The 15,690-nt window shown below is 64.4% G+C and carries 14 protein-coding genes; 12 read left to right on the forward strand and 2 right to left on the reverse strand.

The annotated features are described in order from the left end of the window. The first annotated feature begins 1 nt into the window (after nt 1). From mdtN to BO1_RS32535, 3 genes are read left to right on the forward strand one after another with little or no spacing between them, the layout of a single operon-like run. On the forward strand, nt 2-1,054 hold the full coding sequence (gene mdtN, locus BO1_RS32525) for a multidrug transporter subunit MdtN (protein WP_028221130.1): 1,053 nt from the start codon (nt 2-4) through the stop codon (nt 1,052-1,054). Further along, complete coding sequence (locus BO1_RS32530; RefSeq protein WP_028221131.1) at nt 1,035-3,038, forward strand: FUSC family protein; 2,004 nt, start codon at nt 1,035-1,037, stop codon at nt 3,036-3,038. The genes mdtN and BO1_RS32530 overlap by 20 nt, the downstream gene beginning before the upstream one ends. After that, on the forward strand, nt 3,025-4,590 hold the full coding sequence (locus BO1_RS32535) for a TolC family protein (RefSeq protein WP_028221132.1): 1,566 nt from the start codon (nt 3,025-3,027) through the stop codon (nt 4,588-4,590). Before BO1_RS32530 ends, BO1_RS32535 begins: the two co-directional genes overlap by 14 nt. A gap of 46 nt (nt 4,591-4,636) precedes the next feature. Here the strand turns inward: BO1_RS32535 and BO1_RS32540 are convergent, their stop codons facing one another. Further along, nucleotides 4,637-4,990, reverse strand: coding sequence for a DUF4148 domain-containing protein (locus BO1_RS32540; protein ID WP_028221133.1), 354 nt, complete (start codon nt 4,988-4,990; stop codon nt 4,637-4,639). A gap of 346 nt (nt 4,991-5,336) precedes the next feature. Between BO1_RS32540 and BO1_RS32545 the strand changes: the two genes are divergently transcribed. The 4 genes from BO1_RS32545 (at nt 5,337) to BO1_RS32565 (ending at nt 9,729) form a co-directional block, all read left to right on the forward strand. After that, nucleotides 5,337-6,113, forward strand: a complete 777-nt coding sequence (locus BO1_RS32545; protein WP_028221134.1) for an alpha/beta hydrolase — start codon at nt 5,337-5,339, stop codon at nt 6,111-6,113. Nucleotides 6,114-6,313: 200 nt separating this feature from the next. Further along, nucleotides 6,314-7,519, forward strand: coding sequence for a tyrosine-type recombinase/integrase (locus tag BO1_RS32550; RefSeq protein WP_028221135.1), 1,206 nt, complete (start codon nt 6,314-6,316; stop codon nt 7,517-7,519). A gap of 407 nt (nt 7,520-7,926) precedes the next feature. Beyond that, complete coding sequence (locus BO1_RS32555; RefSeq protein ID WP_028221136.1) at nt 7,927-9,225, forward strand: MFS transporter; 1,299 nt, start codon at nt 7,927-7,929, stop codon at nt 9,223-9,225. A gap of 228 nt (nt 9,226-9,453) precedes the next feature. Next, nucleotides 9,454-9,729, forward strand: coding sequence for a hypothetical protein (locus BO1_RS32565; RefSeq protein WP_028221137.1), 276 nt, complete (start codon nt 9,454-9,456; stop codon nt 9,727-9,729). Nucleotides 9,730-9,957: 228 nt separating this feature from the next. On the opposite strand, the gene BO1_RS32570 is transcribed toward BO1_RS32565, so the two are convergent. Next, a complete protein-coding gene (locus tag BO1_RS32570) occupies nt 9,958-11,184 on the reverse strand; it encodes a porin (protein ID WP_028221138.1) in 1,227 nt (408 codons plus the stop codon). Between the two features lie 367 nt (nt 11,185-11,551). Between BO1_RS32570 and BO1_RS32575 the strand changes: the two genes are divergently transcribed. The 5 genes from BO1_RS32575 to BO1_RS32595 are packed head-to-tail and all read left to right on the forward strand — an operon-like array spanning nt 11,552 to nt 15,674. Next, a complete protein-coding gene (locus BO1_RS32575; RefSeq protein WP_028221139.1) occupies nt 11,552-12,691 on the forward strand; it encodes an acyl-CoA dehydrogenase family protein in 1,140 nt (379 codons plus the stop codon). A gap of 31 nt (nt 12,692-12,722) precedes the next feature. Continuing rightward, a complete protein-coding gene (locus tag BO1_RS32580; RefSeq protein WP_028221140.1) occupies nt 12,723-13,913 on the forward strand; it encodes a lipid-transfer protein in 1,191 nt (396 codons plus the stop codon). A gap of 28 nt (nt 13,914-13,941) precedes the next feature. Then, on the forward strand, nt 13,942-14,382 hold the full coding sequence (locus BO1_RS32585; RefSeq protein WP_028221141.1) for a MaoC family dehydratase N-terminal domain-containing protein: 441 nt from the start codon (nt 13,942-13,944) through the stop codon (nt 14,380-14,382). A gap of 14 nt (nt 14,383-14,396) precedes the next feature. Then, complete coding sequence (locus BO1_RS32590) at nt 14,397-14,816, forward strand: MaoC family dehydratase (protein WP_028221142.1); 420 nt, start codon at nt 14,397-14,399, stop codon at nt 14,814-14,816. A 33-nt stretch (nt 14,817-14,849) separates the two neighbouring features. Beyond that, a complete protein-coding gene (locus BO1_RS32595; RefSeq protein WP_028221143.1) occupies nt 14,850-15,674 on the forward strand; it encodes an SDR family NAD(P)-dependent oxidoreductase in 825 nt (274 codons plus the stop codon). Nucleotides 15,675-15,690 lie beyond the last annotated feature (16 nt).

A 15,690-nucleotide genomic window follows, 5' to 3' on the forward strand; every position in this document is an offset into this window, starting at 1 on the left:
CATGAAAATGGCCGGCAAGAATCCTCGACATGCATGGCAGGGCCGCGCGATCGCCGCCGTGATCGTCCTGCTCGGCGCGGCGGCGCTCGGGTATGCGTACGATCGCTCGTCGCGCTATCCGTCCACCGACGACGCGTCGATCGACGCGGATGTCGTCCACGTCGCCTCGCCCGTGGGCGGCCGGATCATCCGCGTTCCCGTGGAGGAGAACCAGCATGTGTCGAAGGGCGACGTGCTGTTCGAAATCGACCCGGTGCCGTACCGGCTCGGTGTCGCGCAGGCCCAGGCCGAAGTGGAACTGGCGCGCGCCTCGCTTGCCACGCGCCGCCGCACGCTGATCGGCGAGACGTCGAACGCGGCCATCGCGGCCGATCAGACGCGCCGTGCGACGCACAACTACGACCTCGCGACGCGCAGCGTCGACCGGCTACGGCCGCTCGCGGCGCAAGGCTATGTTTCAGCGCAGCAGCTCGACCAGGCGGTCGTGGCGCAGCGCGACGCGAGCGTATCGCTCGCGCAGGCGCAGGTGCAGCAGCGCGCTTCCGCGCAGACGATAGGCGACGACTCCGACGCCATCGCGGCGCTGCATGCGCGTGAGGCTGCGCTGGCCATCGCCCAGCGCGCGCTCGACGATACGGTCGTGCGCGCGCCGTTCGACGGCTATGTGACGGGCCTGACGATCCTCGCGGGCGAGACGGTCGCGCCAAACCAGTCCATTTTCACGCTGATTCATTCGGGCGAATGGTTCGCCGTGGCGAATTTCCGCGAGACGGCGCTCGGCGCGATCGACGTGGGCGACTGCGCGACTGTCTACTCGATGATCGACCGCAAACAGCCGATGAGCGGCAAGGTGATCGGCATCGGCGCCGGCATCATGGACACGGACCGCGTGAACCTGCCGCGCAGCCTGCCGTACGTCCAACAGTCGGTGAACTGGGTGCGCGTGGCTCAACGCTTCCCGGTTCGCGTGCGCATCGATGCGCCGGTCAACAGACTGGTGCGCATCGGCGCCAGCGCGATCGTCGAGGTCCGGCATGGCCAGTCTTGCCGGTGATATCAGGCGGCCCGGTCCGCGCGAAATCGCGAAGCTGCTCGCGCCGTTTCCGGGGCGTGCCGCGATCGTCACGCGCATTGCGCTGATCTGCGCGCTTACGGTGCTCGTGACGACCGGCTACAGCACGCCCGATGCCGCGACTTCCGTGTATATCGTGTTCTTCCTGAACCGGCCCGACCGTATGACGAGCGTCGTCATGTCGATCGCGTTGATGCTGGTCGTGACCGCGATCATCGGGGTCGTGATGATCTTCGCAATCCTCACTATCGATCAGCCTCCGCTGCGGGTGGCGAGCATGGCGCTTCTATCATTCGGACTGCTATTCGCCACGTCGGCAAGCAAGCTTCGGCCAATCGGCGCGATCCTTGCGATGATCGTCGGCTTCGGGCTCGACGAGCTTGGCCTCGCGCCAGTCGGCGAAGCGGCCACGCGCGGCCTGCTGTACGCGTGGCTGATGGTGGCGATTCCGATCGGCGTGGCGATCGTCGTGAACCTGGTGATGGCGCCTTCGCCGCGCCGGCTCGCCACCGCGCAGCTTGCGCGGCGACTGAGGCTCGCTGCGCGCCGCCTCACGGACAAGGCGACCGACGAGGAGCGCGCCGTATTCGAAGCATGCATGCGGCAGGGCGACCATCAGATCCTCTCGTGGCTCAAGCTCTCGAAACTCGAAGGCACGCTGACACCGGCCGATGGCGCGGCGCTGCGCCAGGCGGCGGCATCCACGACGGCGATCCTGGTGACGACGGAATTCGCGGCAAGCGAACCCGGCGCGAGATTGCCCGACGCATGCGCGGCGCAGCTTGCCGCAACGATGACGCAGATGGCCGCGATGCTCGAGGCGGGCGGCTATCCCGTGGATGTCACGCTCGATGTGCCGGACCTGCCCGAGGGGAGCGCGCTGCAGGCGCTCGTGCTCGCAGACCTGCGCGCCGCGCTGGAGGGCTTCGCGGTGCCGCCTGCGGAGCCGGTTCCTGCTCCTGAGAAAACCGCCGGGCCGCCCGCGCGCAGCGGCTTTTTCGGTGCCGATGCCTTCTCGAATCCCGATCACGTCCGCTACGCGCTGAAGACCACGGCTGCGGCGATGTTCTGCTACGTGCTGTATCAGCAGCTCGACTGGCAGGGCATTCATACGTGCTTCATCACCTGCTATATGGTCTCGCTCAGCACCACAGCCGAAACCGTCGAGAAGCTGACGCTGCGGATCACGGGCTGTCTCGTCGGCGCTTTGCTCGGCACTGCGGCGATCGTGTTCGTGACACCCCGGCTAACCTCGGCGGGCGAGCTGATGGCGCTGGTGTTCGCGGGCGCGTGGCTGGCCGCATGGGTGGCGATGGGGTCGGCACGGATCTCGTATGCGGGCATGCAGATCGCGTTCGCCTTCTTCCTGTGCGTGATCCAGGGCGCGGCGCCCGCGTTCGACCTCACGCTTGCGCGCGACCGCGTGATCGGCATTCTGATCGGCAACGTCGTGATCTATCTGGTCTTTACGCGCGTCTGGCCCGTGAGCATCGCCAGCCGCATCGACGCGACGCTCAAAGCACTCGTCGCGCAGTGGACCCGCATCGCGCACGCAGCGGACACCCGCACGCGCAGTGCGCTCGCGGGAGGCGCACTCGCCCAGTACGGGGGACTGCGCCAGGATCTCGGCCTGATTCACTACGAGCCATCGTGGGTGCGTCCCGAGCCGGAATGGGTGGCGAGCCGGCGTCGCGCGCTCGCGGAGCTGGAGGCGCTGGAGGCGCCACTGGTCCTCGCGGCAGGGCGGGCGGGTGCGGCGCGGTTGGGTGAAATCGCCGGGCGTCTTGCTGCTGGTGACGACACGCACGTGCCAGCCCCACAGCGTGTCGCCGAGGCCGCGCAGGACCGAGCGGCCGACCCCGCCCTCGATGCGCTCCAGAACGTCATCGCAAAGCGCTTTGGACAAATTGCCGACATGACGCGCCCGGCTTCGGCCAGGGAGACGACGACCGATGCGCGCGCCTGAACCGACGCTCCGGCTCATTGCAGTGGCCGCCGCGTTGGCTGCCGCATGGGCTATTTCGGGACTCGAGGGCTGCGCGACGTCGTCGATCGATCTCGCGCCACCCGCGGCAGACCGGCCGTGGCAGCCGCAGACAGATGCCGACGGCAACATCGTGCCCGGTGCGCCGCGCAGCGCCAGCGACGCGGCGCAGGCTGGCTATACGTTGCCGCGCAGCGCAGCGCTGGCCTCGATCGAACCCGCGGCGGCGATCGATGCGAACCACGCGTACACACTGCCCGAGCTGATCGATCTTGCGGAATCCACGAACCCGCTCACGCGCATCGCCTGGAACGACGCGCGCAATGCAGCGCTCGCGGCGGGCATTGCGAAAACCGCGTATTTGCCGCAGCTCACGGCCACCGCCATGGGCGGATACGAGGCGGCGAGCGGCGCGACATCGACGCCGTTGCTCGGTAACACATCGACCAGCTCGGACATTCACGGTACGGTTTCGGTGCTCTCGCTGCAATGGCTGCTCTTCGATTTCGGTGGCCGCCGTGCGCGCCTCGATGCTGCGAAGCAGCTTTCCGTGGCCGCAAACGTCGCGTTCACGTCGGTTCACCAGCACGTGATCCACGACGTGAGTATCGCGTATTACACATACGAAGCGGCTTGCGCGAGGCAACACACCGCGCAGCAGGCGCTCGACAACGCGGATGGCATTCTCAGCGCTGCGCGCGCACGGCGAAAGCAGGGCGTGGGCACCGTGGTCGAGGTCGCGCAGGCCACGCAGAACCGTGCACAAGCCAATCTGCTGAAGGTGCAGGCGGACGGCGCCCTGAGCGACAGCTATTTGAGTCTCGTCTCTGCGCTTGGCATTTCACCGTTGTCGAAACCGGTGATCGCGCCGCTGCCGGCGCGTACGCTCACGCCGGCGCTGCATCAGAGCGTCGACGAAATCGTTGCGGACGCGATCGCGCGGCGGCCGGACGTGCAGGGCGCGTATGCGCTGGAGGAGGCAAACCAGGCGAAGATTCGCGCGGCCGAATCGGCGTTCATGCCGAAGATATTCCTCTCGGCGACGGCCGCGTACGGCACCGGCACGACGTCGATCACGGCGATCCCCCCGGTTGGCGATCAGGCGGCCACGGTGAACCTGAACGGCAGCCGCCGCAGCGGCAGCATATTCCTCGGCGTGACGATTCCTCTTTACGATGGCGGCTTGCGTTCCGCCGTGCTGATGCAGGCGCGCAACGACGCGGACAGTGCGTCTGCGCAACTGACCCATACGAGGCAAGAGGCCGTCAGGCAGATCGTTGCCGCGCAGAACGGGCTTGCCACGAGCCTCGCGTCGAACGACGCCGCGAAGGCGCTGGTGGAGGCCGCGAAGACGACCTACGACGCGGCGTTCGCCGCCTACCGGCACGGCGTCGGCACCATTACCGACGTGCTCCTCACGCAGAACCAGTTGCTCGCCGCGCAGAACGCTTATGCGGACAGCTACAGCGCCGCGCTTTCCGCTGCCGCGACACTCGCTTTGGCAACGGGCGAGATCGGCTCGCCGTCCATGTAAGGCGGGCCGTCTCGGCAGGACCACTGAAGACCGTGCGCTTGCCGGCTCAACTACCAAAATAGATCGTGCAAAAACTGGCCGGGCCGACACAGTTGGACTGTGCAGGCATACGCGTGCGTGAACCCGCAGCCGACGTGCTCTGCATCGGCACACCGCCCATATCGGTTTGCGCCGAATTTTGCGCGTATTGTCCAGCCGCGACCTTGACCTCGGCAGCCTGAATGTCAGCAGGGTAGTTGATGTCGTCGCCGCGGCCCGGGCTGTATCCGGCTTGCTCGACACGCACGAGGTCTGCACGGACTTCAGCGCGGGTGAGGGGTTGAGTGGACTGCGCGAAGCTATATGCCGGAACGGCGACGGCGGAGGCAGCAACCAGAACGCTGAGAAGAAGCCTGGACATGATCAATACTCCTATATATCTGCAAATCGGATGAGTCGGGAGAAAAAAGCCGCAGTATCGACTGTGCATGGATGCGAGGTCTGGCTCAGGAAGCAACACCTTGAAACCTGGCGTAAGCGAGGCAAAGCGTTACTGCGTGGTTGCAGTGTAGGCAGGCGACTCGATCGGCAAGGTTACCCAGGCGTTACAAAAAAATAACAAGCCTTCCGTCCCTTTGATTCGATTCACGGACGCAGACACGTCATTTTTTCGTAATGACTGGGTAACCCTCTCGTTCGAGGCAGCTTTTTAGACTGGCCGTGTTGTCAATCGATTCGTTCACTTCGCGTCATTCCAAGGAGCTGCAATGTCTTTCCCTTCTTTCCGTACTACCGTTGCGCAAGCAGCAGCGGCGCTTTGCCTGGTTGCCGGCGTCGCTACGACTGTGCAGGCCGCGCCTGTCAAGAACATCGTTCTCGTGCACGGCGCCTTCGTGGGTGGCGCTGGATGGCGTCCGGTGTACGACATCCTCACGAAGGACGGCTATAACGTGACGCTCGTGCAAGAACCGCTGACGTCATTCAAGGACGACGTGACGGCAACGAAGCGCGTTATCGATAGTCTGGACGGCCCGTGCGTGCTCGTCGGCCATAGCTACGGCGGCGCCATCATCACGGAGGCGGGAAACGACGAGCACGTGAAGTCGCTCGTCTACATTGCCGCTCACGCACTGGATGCCGGGGAAACCGAGGTCTCGAATGGCAAGCGTTATCCGAATGCGACGCCTCACGAGGACATCGTGAAAACGGCGGACGACTATCTGTATTTGAATCCGGCCGACTATCCGCGTGATTTCGCGGCCGATCTTCCGATCGCACAGGCTGAGTTCGAAGCCCATGAGCAAATGCCGACGGCGGCAGGCGTATTCACTGCGCAGATCCCGGATCCGGCCTGGAAGATCAAGCCTGCGTTCTACATGGTTGCGAAGGCGGACAAGATCATCAACCCCGATCTCGAGCGCATGTACGCGAAACGCGCTCACGCTCAAACGGTGGAAGTCGATGGTGCGAGCCATTCGGTGTATGAGTCGCATCCGAAGGAAGTGGCTGCGCTGATCGAACAGGCGGCTCAACAGCAGCAGTGACGTTTTTGAGCAGTTGCCCTCAAGTCGTCGTCGAAACCGAGCGGGCGCGGGTGTGGGAGCACCCGCGCAATGTCCGGCATGTGATGAGGTTTGTTTCTCACCGTACAACAGAAGATCGGACTCGTGCGGAGCCTATAATGTCGCGTGTGTGATAAATGCGATGTCGCTGCCGGCGCGCCGCCATCCGGAGCCTTCCCGTCGTGAACAATATCGACCTCGTCGCCATCGAGCCCGTTGAATCGCTCGTCGTTCCGTCCGCGCTCGACGGCCGCGACGGCAGCAACCGCGGCGTTGCCGGCAGCAGCCAGCTCGCGGCGGACAACGACCTGGACGCCTTGCGCGCCTGGCTCTCGAACTACGCCGATACCAAGACCACGTTCGACAACTACCGCAAGGAAGCCGAGCGGCTGCTGCTCTGGGCTGTCGTGCAACTGGGCAAGCCGTTGTCCTCGCTCACGCACGAGGATCTGCTGCTATTCAAGGCGTTTCTCGTGAACCCGCAGCCGGCGGAGCGCTGGGTGTCGGCCACCGGCGGCAAATTCGCGCGCAGCGACGCACGCTGGCGCCCGTTCAACGGCCCGCTTTCTCCGGCCAGCCAGCGCCAGGCGCTCATCATCCTCAACGCGATGTTCACGTGGCTCGTCAACGCCGGCTACTTGCGCGGCAATCCCATGGCGCTCCTGCGCCAGCGCGCGAAGCGTTCGGCGCCGCGCGTGACTCGCTATCTGTCGATCTCGCTATGGGACGAGGTCAAGACCTGGGTCGAACAACTCCCCCTGGAGAGCGAAGCCGAGCGCAAATATCACGCACGCTGCCGCTGGCTCACGACGTTGTTCTATCTCCAGGGCATGCGCATTTCGGAAGTCGCAGGCGGCCGCATGGGCGACTTCTTCCGGCGCCTCGGCGCCGATGGCCGGGACCAGTGGTGGCTGGAAACGGTGGGCAAAGGTGACAAGGCGCGCATCGTGCCCGCGTCGCCCGAGCTGATTGCCGAGTTGCGGCGGTATCGCACCGCGAATGGCCTGCCCGCCATTCCCACGCGCGCCGAGGAACTGCCGCTCATTCTTCCGTTCAAGGGCACGGCGCGTTGCCTGTCGCGTTCCGCCGTTCACGATGCCATCAAGGGCATTTTCGCGGGCGCCGCTGCATGGCTGCGGGGCAAAGGAGTGGATTTCGCCGATCGCGCCGATGAACTCGACCGTGCCTCGGCGCACTGGCTGCGGCACACCGCCGGATCGCACATGGCGGACGGCGGCGTGGACCTGCGCACGATTCGCGACAATCTCGGCCACGTATCGCTCAACACGACCAGCCTCTATCTGCACGCCGAAGACGACGAGCGCCATCGCGAAACGGTCGAGCGTCACCGAATGGGCTGGGAGCAGGCCAGCGAAAACGGCGAATGACAGCCTCTGCGCAAATCGGACTTCGGTTCGAGCGATTCAACGGGCTGGATGGCGGCAAGGTCGATTTTTTTCACGGCTGGAAGCCTCCGGATGGCATTGCGCCAGCTGCGATGTCGACGATCCTACATACACGACATTATAGTACTAATGTCGTGTATGAAGGATAAATGCGTTAAAAATTATACGTAATACGTTGGATTATCAATCAATCTTGGCCAGACACCGATCTCCTGAAAAACTTGATGCCATCCAGACTGGCGGCGCGCGCCCGTTCAGGATTTCCCTGCCCACCCCGTGTGGGTAGTACCTGGCGGTTTGGGGCCGCCGTATGGTGATCGCATCCGGCCGTTCGAGCGGTAATCTCCGGCACTTGCTCGCCATAACACCCGATGCCTTCGAGGCTCTCGATGACCATCCACACCCGCTACAAGCCAAAGTCTGCGTGGACCATGACCGCGCTGCTGACCGGTCTCGCCATGATCAACTTCCTCGACAAGATCGTGCTTGGCATGATCGCCGTGCCGTTGACCGCCGAATTGCACTTGTCTCCGGCGGAATTTGGCGTGGTGGCGGGCAGCTTTTTCTGGTTGTTTTCTGTCTCGACGGTCGTGGTCGGCTTTCTCGCCAACCGCTTTCCGACGCGCTGGATTCTGCTTGTCATGGCGGCCAGTTGGGCCGTGCTGCAGTTGCCTCAGGCGTTTGCGGGCAGCGCCGCGGGCTTGCTCGCGTGCCGTGTGGTGCTAGGCGCTGCGGAGGGACCGTCGTTTCCGGTCTCGGTCCACGCAATCTTCAAGTGGTTCCCGGACCGGGACCGCAATCTGCCCGTCGCGATCATCAATCAGGGCGCGGCCATGGGCTTGATCCTCGCCGGAGTGGGCATCCCGCTCATCACGAGGGAATGGGGCTGGCGCGCGAACTTCTTCCTGCTCGGCGCCGTCGGTGTGGTGTGGTGCGCGCTGTGGCTATGCTTCGGGCGCGAAGGCACGCTCGACAACGCACCGCGCCCAGCCGCAGCCAGCACGGGCTTGTCCGGTTCGCTTCGGCAGCCTTACCTCAAACTGCTGACCGAGCGCTCCGTGCTCTGCGTTTTTCTGCTCTGCTTCTCCGCCTACTGGTTGCTGGGTCAGAGCCTTACCTGGCTGCCCACGTGGTTCGAAAAAGGGCTCGGTTTCGATGGCGTCACCTCAGGCCGTTGCTTCGCGCTGGTCATTCTTGTGACTGCACTGGCCAATATCGGCCTGAGCGGCCTTTCGCAGCGAATGCTCAATGCCGGTGCGAGCTCGCGTCAGGCGCGCGTGCATCTCACGTGCGTCGTGATGATTGCCGGGGCGCTGCTCATGATCGCGCTCGCCGTAATCGACCTCCCGCCGGGCGCCAAGCTCGCTCTCTATGCGGTGGGCAGCGCGTTGCCCGCGGTCTGTCTTTCGATCACGCCGGCTTTGCTGGCGGAAATGGTGCCTACGGCACAGCGCGCATCGATGGTGGCGATCAATACGGCTGTCGCGAGCCTTGGCGCGGCCATCGGTCCCGTCGTCATGGGGCGCATCGTTCAGGTGCATGGCAGCGGCAATAGCCACGCTTATGAGATTGGCATTGCCGTTAGCGCGGCACTGTTGATCTTCGCCGCGCTGAGCGCACTGAGGTGGCTCCATCCGGCGCGCACTCAACACACGCTGAACCGCCCTGCGCAATCCGTTACTGCCTGAAGCGCACGCACATCCACTCGACGTTCATGGCCACGCGAGACGTGGTCATGCGCTTTTGCAGCATCGTCAGAGTTTTCGTATTCGTCCGATTGTCCCTGTCCAGCGTCTCTGTGAACATGCACGACTGGCAAATTCAGAGACATGCATGGTATGAAAACTCAATTTTTTGCACTCCTGCTCGCTGCTTCACTAACCGGATGTGCCGTTTCCGTCGCCCCTGGTGAGGGCGTGCAGAAGATTTCCGACGCCTCCCAGGAGTCCCTGCAGAAGCAGTTTGAAGTGGGCGTCGCGACCCGCAATGACGTCGTCCTGCAACTGGGCATACCGACCCGAAAGACGGATGCCGGCGACTTCGAAATCTGGAGTTACCAGTACACGAAACGAGCCGCGGTGGGCTTCGTGTTCGTTGGCGTGCCGGTCGGAACGACCAAAAACGCATCGTTCTATTTCGACAAGAACTCGGGCATCTTGAAGAAGATCGAATTCGAATCGCATCAGGGCTGAGGCGTGGCGCAGCGGTGTAGAGTCGCCAGTCGCATCGGCCCACAGCCTGCCCGCCCGCCGCCGGTTCAAACGACAAGGGGATGAACGTTGCCGTTCATCCCCTCGCGTGCCGCACGTCAGAATCGTTCGGATGCCTTTATATTGCCGAAAGGGTCAGCGCGATCAGCAGCCCCGCTACCAGAGACCTGATGTGTTGCGTCTTCATCCCTATCCTCCCTTAGAACTCCCTTAGAACCGGTGTGACATGCCCAGTACGGCCAGCACCTGCTTTGAGCCGTCCGCCGCCGTGACGCCGGGCCAGCTCACATTCGCGATGCCGTTGTTCTTCATATACCCGGCACGCAGGTACAAGCTCGTGCGCTTGGAGAGGAAGTGCTCCGCACCGATCTCGAAGCCGGGCGTGTTGTCGTCCACACCCCGCACGCTGCGGTAGATGCCGGCGATCTCGATCACGTCGACAGCGGTCGCCTGAATGGTCGCGCCCGCCTCGATGATGCTGTACGGATGGACCAGCGCCGCCAGTGACGTGAGCGCGCCCACGCCGGGCGCCGTGACGCGTGCGCCGGGCGGCGGGTCGGTCGGGCTGTTATAGCTGTAGTTGAACTGCAGGTTCACGATGCCGATGCGGTAGGCCAGCGCTGCCGTATAGTGCGCGGTCGAAACGAGGTCGAACGTGCTCGCGGGCAGCGGCTGACCGGCAAGCGGTGTGCCGCTCGGGTATTGCCCGAGCGACGCGCTCTCCTGGCCTGCGTGCTGGAATTGATAAGCGAGCCCGACATAGAGGCCGTATCCGGAATAGGTCGCTGCGAAGTCGAGCATGTTGCCCGACGTCATCTGGACGGGCTGCGTGACCGTCGCGGAAAACGCGTACATGCCGTAGAGGCGCAATCCGCGCCAATCCGGCGACTGATAGGCGATCGAGTTGCTGGTGCGCCCCGAAACATACTGGGTGGCGAGTGTCGCGCGGTCGCGTGCGCCTGCGAGATCGGCTGCCGCAATGGGCGAAAGCACTTCGTTGCCGCGGAACGGATCGGTCGGATAGATCGCGAGGAAGCTCGGCTCATATTGTCGCCCGAACGTGAGCTGCCCCCACTCGTCGTGGCGCAGCCCCACCCACGATTGCCGATAGAACAGCGTGGTGGAATCGGCGAAGAACGTTCCGTTGTTGACGTTGAAGCCGTTCTCCACATCGAAGATGGCATTGAGGCCGCCGCCGAGATCTTCACTGCCCTTCAAGCCGAACATCGATCCGGTCGATCCGCCGCTTCGTTCGGATAACGAATTGGATCCGGGCACGTAAGCGGTCCCGGGACCGCCTTTCGTGCCACTGCCGTTGAGCAAGTATTGCCCGAACACATCGACGACGCCGTATAGCGTCACACTCGTCTGCGCCGAGGCGCCTCCCGCTGTGAGTATCAGGACTGCTCCGCAAAGGCTCTTGGTTACAAACCGCATGCACGTCTCCTCTTTATGTTTGCCGCACCCGATGGGCGTGGATGTCAAACCCCGGTCAATGCGTCACGATCGGCGGGTTGGGCTCATGGTGCCGGTGACGGCGGGACGAAACACCTCCCCTCCGAGAGTGGGACGGGAATACCCCGAGGACGTTGTGCGAAGCGGCTTGCGCGCTCGAAGCCATCGGCCCGAGTGGCCCGAAAACCGGCTGTGCCCCCCTCCCGAGGGTGGTGCCCGACTGGCACGCGAATCTCTATTCTTGGCTCACGGGGCACGGGCCTCGCAGCCATGCGGCCGCGGCCCCTCACGAACGAACGCCGGGACGCACGCCCTGACCGGCGCCGTCCCAACCTTCAGGACATCCGCAATGCACATTACCCGCACAGTCTTTCGCGACGATCATGAGATGCTGCGCACTTCCGCGCGCCGCTTTCTGGAAAAGGAATGCCTGCCGAGACAGGCCGAATGGGACATGGCCGGCAAGGTCGACCGCGAAACGTGGCTCAAGGCCGGCCGCGAAGGTCTGCTCTGCACGACGCTGCCGACCGAATACGGCGGCGGCGGTGGCGATTTCGGGCACGCCGCAGTCCTGAATGAAGAGGTCAGCGCAATGAACCTGTCCGGACTCGGCTTTGGCGTGCATTCGGACATCATCGCGCCTTACATTGCCCGCCTCGGCAACGAGGAGCAAAAGCGCAAGTGGCTGCCCGGCTGCTGCAGCGGCGAGACCATCCTCGCGATCGGCATGACGGAGCCCGGTACCGGCAGCGACCTGAAGGCCGTGCGCACCACCGCGATCCGCGACGGCGACGAATACGTCATCAACGGCAGCAAGACCTTCATCAGCAATGGCCTGTGCGCCGACCTGATCATCATGGTTTGCAAGACCGACCCCGCCGCGGGCTCGAAGGGGGTGAGCCTGATTGTCGTGGAGGCGAGCCGCGCGGGCTTCCGGCGCGGCCGCAAGCTCGAGAAAGTGGGCATGCACGCCCAGGACACGGCCGAGCTCTTCTTCGACGACGTGCGCGTGCCGGTAACGAATCGTCTCGGCGAAGAAGGCATGGGCTTTGCCTATCTGATGGGCGAGCTGCCGCAGGAGCGCCTGTCGATCGCGATCGGCGCGGCCGCGCGGCTCGAGGCGAGCCTCGAGCACACGATCAACTACGTGAAGGATCGCCGCGCCTTCAATCAGACCGTGTGGGATTTCCAGAACACCAAGTTCAAGCTGGCCGATATCAAGGCCCAGGCGATCGCCGTGCGCCTCATGGTCGATCACTACCTCGCCGAGCATATGCGCCGGCGCCTCACGCTCGAAGAGGCGGCTGTGGCGAAGCTCTACGCCACGGAGACGCTCGGCAAGGCGCTCGACGAGATGGTGCAGCTGCACGGCGGCTACGGCTACATGCTCGAATACCCGGTCGCCCGCGCATTCGCCGACGCCCGCGTCACGCGCATCTTCGGCGGCACGAGCGAAGTGATGCGCGACCTCATCTCACGCAAGCTGTGATTCCAGATAACCGTATCGAAGGAGACAAACTATGAGCCGTAACGTGTTCGTTGCCGGTGTGGGCATGATCCCTTTCAAGAAGCCCGGCACCAGCGAAACCTATGACGTGATGGGCGCGACCGCCGTGCGCGAGGCCCTGGCCGATGCCGGCCTCGACTACAACGACGTGCAGCAGGCCTACGCCGGCTATGTCTATGGCGATTCCACCTGCGGGCAAAAGGCGCTCTACCACGTCGGCATGACCGGCATCCCTGTCATCAACGTCAACAACAACTGCGCAACCGGTTCCTCCGCGCTCTTTCTCGCGCGCCAGGCCGTCGCCAGCGGCGCGGTCGACTGCGCATTGGCCGTCGGCTTCGAGTTCATGCAGCCCGGCGCCCTCAAATCCAACTGGACCGACCGTGCCCCGGCGCTCGAGCGCGCGCTGAACCTCGTCGATGAGCTCGTGGTCGATCCGGGCGGCCTCGGCAACGCCATTCGCCAGTTCGCCGGCGCGGGCCAGGCTCACATGCAGAAGTACGGCACGAAGCTCGAAACGTTCGCGAAGATCCGCGCCAAAGCGAGCCGCCACGCGGCGCGCAACCCGCTCGCGGTGTTCCGCAACGTCGTCTCGACGGAAGACGTGATGGCGGCCCCGATGCTGTGGGAAGGCGTGCTCACGCGCCTGATGGCCTGCCCCCCGACCTGCGGCGGCGCGGCGGCGATCGTCGTGTCCGAGGCGTTTGCGAAGAAAAAGGGCCTGCGCGCCGACGTGCTGATCGCCGGCCAGGCGCTCACCACCGATACGCCGAGCACGTACGACGCGCGCGACATGATCCGCGTGGTCGGCTTCGACATGGCCCAGGCCGCCGCGCAGAGCGTGTATGAGCAGGCCGGCATCGGTCCGAAAGACATCGACGTGATCGAGCTGCACGACTGTTTCGCGCAGAACGAGCTCATCACCTATGAGGCGCTCGGACTGTGCGCGCCGGGCGAAGCCGAAAAGCTCGTCAACGACGGCGACAACACCTATGGCGGCGAATGGGTCGTCAACCCCTCGGGCGGCCTGCTTTCGAAGGGCCATCCGCTCGGCGCAACGGGTCTTGCCCAGTGCTACGAACTCACGCACCAGCTGCGCGGCACCGCCGGCGAGCGCCAGGTCGAAGGCGCACAGTACGCCCTCTCGCATAACGTCGGCCTTGGCGGCGCATGCGTCGTGACGGCCTACAAGAAAGTGGCGTGACGAGCCGGGTCCTCAGGAGCAACGCGAAATGATCGACAAGAAGTTTATCGGCCGGGTCACCGCCGACTTCAGCGCCACGGCTCCCGCGAGCCAGCTGCGCTTCTTCGCGAAGGCGACGGGCGAGACCCGTGCCGAGTATCTCGACGAAGCCGCCGCGCGCGACGCGGGCCATCCCGGCTTGCCGGTGCCGCCCACCTTCCTCTTCTCGCTGGAAATGCTCGCGCCGGCCAACGGCTGGCGCGACGAGGCCGGCATCCGGCTCGACCGGATCCTGCACGGCGAGCAGTCGTTCACGTACCACCGCATGGCCTATGCCGGCGACACGCTGCACTTCAGGACGCAGATCGCCGACATCTACGAGAAGAAAGGCGGTGCACTCGAGTTCATCGTGCGCGATACGTGCGTGACCAACCAGCACGGCGAGCACGTTGCGGATCTGCGCAGCGTGACCGTGCATCGCGCTGGATGATCGGGAGAGACGACATGAGCCAACTGAAATTCGACGAGGTCCAGGTCGGCGACACGCTGCCGCCGCTCACGCTCGAGCCGGTCAATCGAACCACGCTGGCGCTCTTTGCCGGCGCGTCGAACGACCACAACGCCATTCATATCGACATCGACTTCGCACGCAAGGCCGGCATGCCGGACGTGTTTGCGCACGGCATGCTTTCGATGGCGTGGCTGGGCCGCCTGCTCACGCTCTGGGTCGACCAGCGTCAGCTTCGCCAGTTCGCTGTGCGCTTCGTGGGCATCACGCAGCTCGGGCATCGCATCACCTGCACCGGGCGTGTGGTCGAGAAGTTCGAAGCCGATGGCGAGAAGCGGGTGAAGCTCGAGCTTCAGACCACGAATCAATATGGCGAACCGCGCGTCGTTGGCGACGCGGTGGTCGCCCTTCAATAAACGTATTACGGCTGGATCATCAGGAGAACAAACATGGGCAAACTCGACGGCAAGGTGGCGCTCGTCACCGGTTCGGGCCGCGGCATCGGGCATGCGATCGCCACCAAGCTCGCCAGCGAAGGCGCGCGCCTCGTGATCAACGATCTCGACGCCGAGCCGGCGCACGAGACCGTGGAAGAACTGCGCAAGATGGGCGCGGAGGCCGTTGCCTGCGTGGGCAACGTGACCGCGCCCGACTTTGCTGATCGCCTGATCGGCACGGCGATGAACACCTACAAGGGCATCGACATCATCGTCAACAACGCGGGCTACACGTGGGACGACGTCGTCCAGAAAATGAGCGACGAGCAGTGGTACGCGATCCTCGACTGCCACATGACCGCGCCCTTCCGCATCCTGCGCGCGGCCTATCCGCATATCAAGGCGCTTCACGCCGCGGACAAGGAAGCCGGCCGCGAGGTCTATCGCAAGGTCGTCAACATCTCGTCGGTCTCCGCGCTGAACGGCAACGCCGGCCAGCTCAACTACTCGGGCGCGAAGGCGGGCTTGATCGGCATGACGCGCGCGCTCGCGCGCGAATGGGGCCGGCTGAACGTGAACGTCAACGCCGTGGCATTCGGGCTGATCCTCACGCGCATGACGTCGACCGACGCGAACGCGGGCACCACGGTCAACATCGACGGACGCGAGATCCGCGTGGGTCTGAATCCGGAGATGCTCAAGACTCATGCGCAACGCAATCCGATCGGCCGGGGTGGCACGCCCGAAGAAGCGGCAGGCGGCGTGTATCTGTTCTGCACGCCCGAGTCGAACTACATCACTGGCCAGACAATTGCCGTTGCCGGCAACGTGCAGTAACGCCTGAGCACGCGTC

Source organism: Paraburkholderia oxyphila NBRC 105797 (assembly GCF_000685075.1).
Classification (GTDB): domain Bacteria; phylum Pseudomonadota; class Gammaproteobacteria; order Burkholderiales; family Burkholderiaceae; genus Paraburkholderia; species Paraburkholderia oxyphila.

Excerpts from the sequence above, each read along its gene's own strand:
- mdtN (WP_028221130.1), top strand. The coding sequence starts at position 2 with ATGAAAATGGCCGGCAAGAATCCTCGACATGCATGGCAGGGCCGCGCG.
- BO1_RS32530 (WP_028221131.1), top strand. The coding sequence starts at position 1,035 with ATGGCCAGTCTTGCCGGTGATATCAGGCGGCCCGGTCCGCGCGAAATC.
- BO1_RS32535 (WP_028221132.1), top strand. The coding sequence starts at position 3,025 with ATGCGCGCGCCTGAACCGACGCTCCGGCTCATTGCAGTGGCCGCCGCG.
- BO1_RS32540 (WP_028221133.1), bottom strand. The coding sequence starts at position 4,990 with ATGTCCAGGCTTCTTCTCAGCGTTCTGGTTGCTGCCTCCGCCGTCGCC.
- BO1_RS32545 (WP_028221134.1), top strand. The coding sequence starts at position 5,337 with ATGTCTTTCCCTTCTTTCCGTACTACCGTTGCGCAAGCAGCAGCGGCG.
- BO1_RS32555 (WP_028221136.1), top strand. The coding sequence starts at position 7,927 with ATGACCATCCACACCCGCTACAAGCCAAAGTCTGCGTGGACCATGACC.
- BO1_RS32570 (WP_028221138.1), bottom strand. The coding sequence starts at position 11,184 with ATGCGGTTTGTAACCAAGAGCCTTTGCGGAGCAGTCCTGATACTCACA.
- BO1_RS32575 (WP_028221139.1), top strand. The coding sequence starts at position 11,552 with ATGCACATTACCCGCACAGTCTTTCGCGACGATCATGAGATGCTGCGC.
- BO1_RS32580 (WP_028221140.1), top strand. The coding sequence starts at position 12,723 with ATGAGCCGTAACGTGTTCGTTGCCGGTGTGGGCATGATCCCTTTCAAG.
- BO1_RS32585 (WP_028221141.1), top strand. The coding sequence starts at position 13,942 with ATGATCGACAAGAAGTTTATCGGCCGGGTCACCGCCGACTTCAGCGCC.
- BO1_RS32590 (WP_028221142.1), top strand. The coding sequence starts at position 14,397 with ATGAGCCAACTGAAATTCGACGAGGTCCAGGTCGGCGACACGCTGCCG.
- BO1_RS32595 (WP_028221143.1), top strand. The coding sequence starts at position 14,850 with ATGGGCAAACTCGACGGCAAGGTGGCGCTCGTCACCGGTTCGGGCCGC.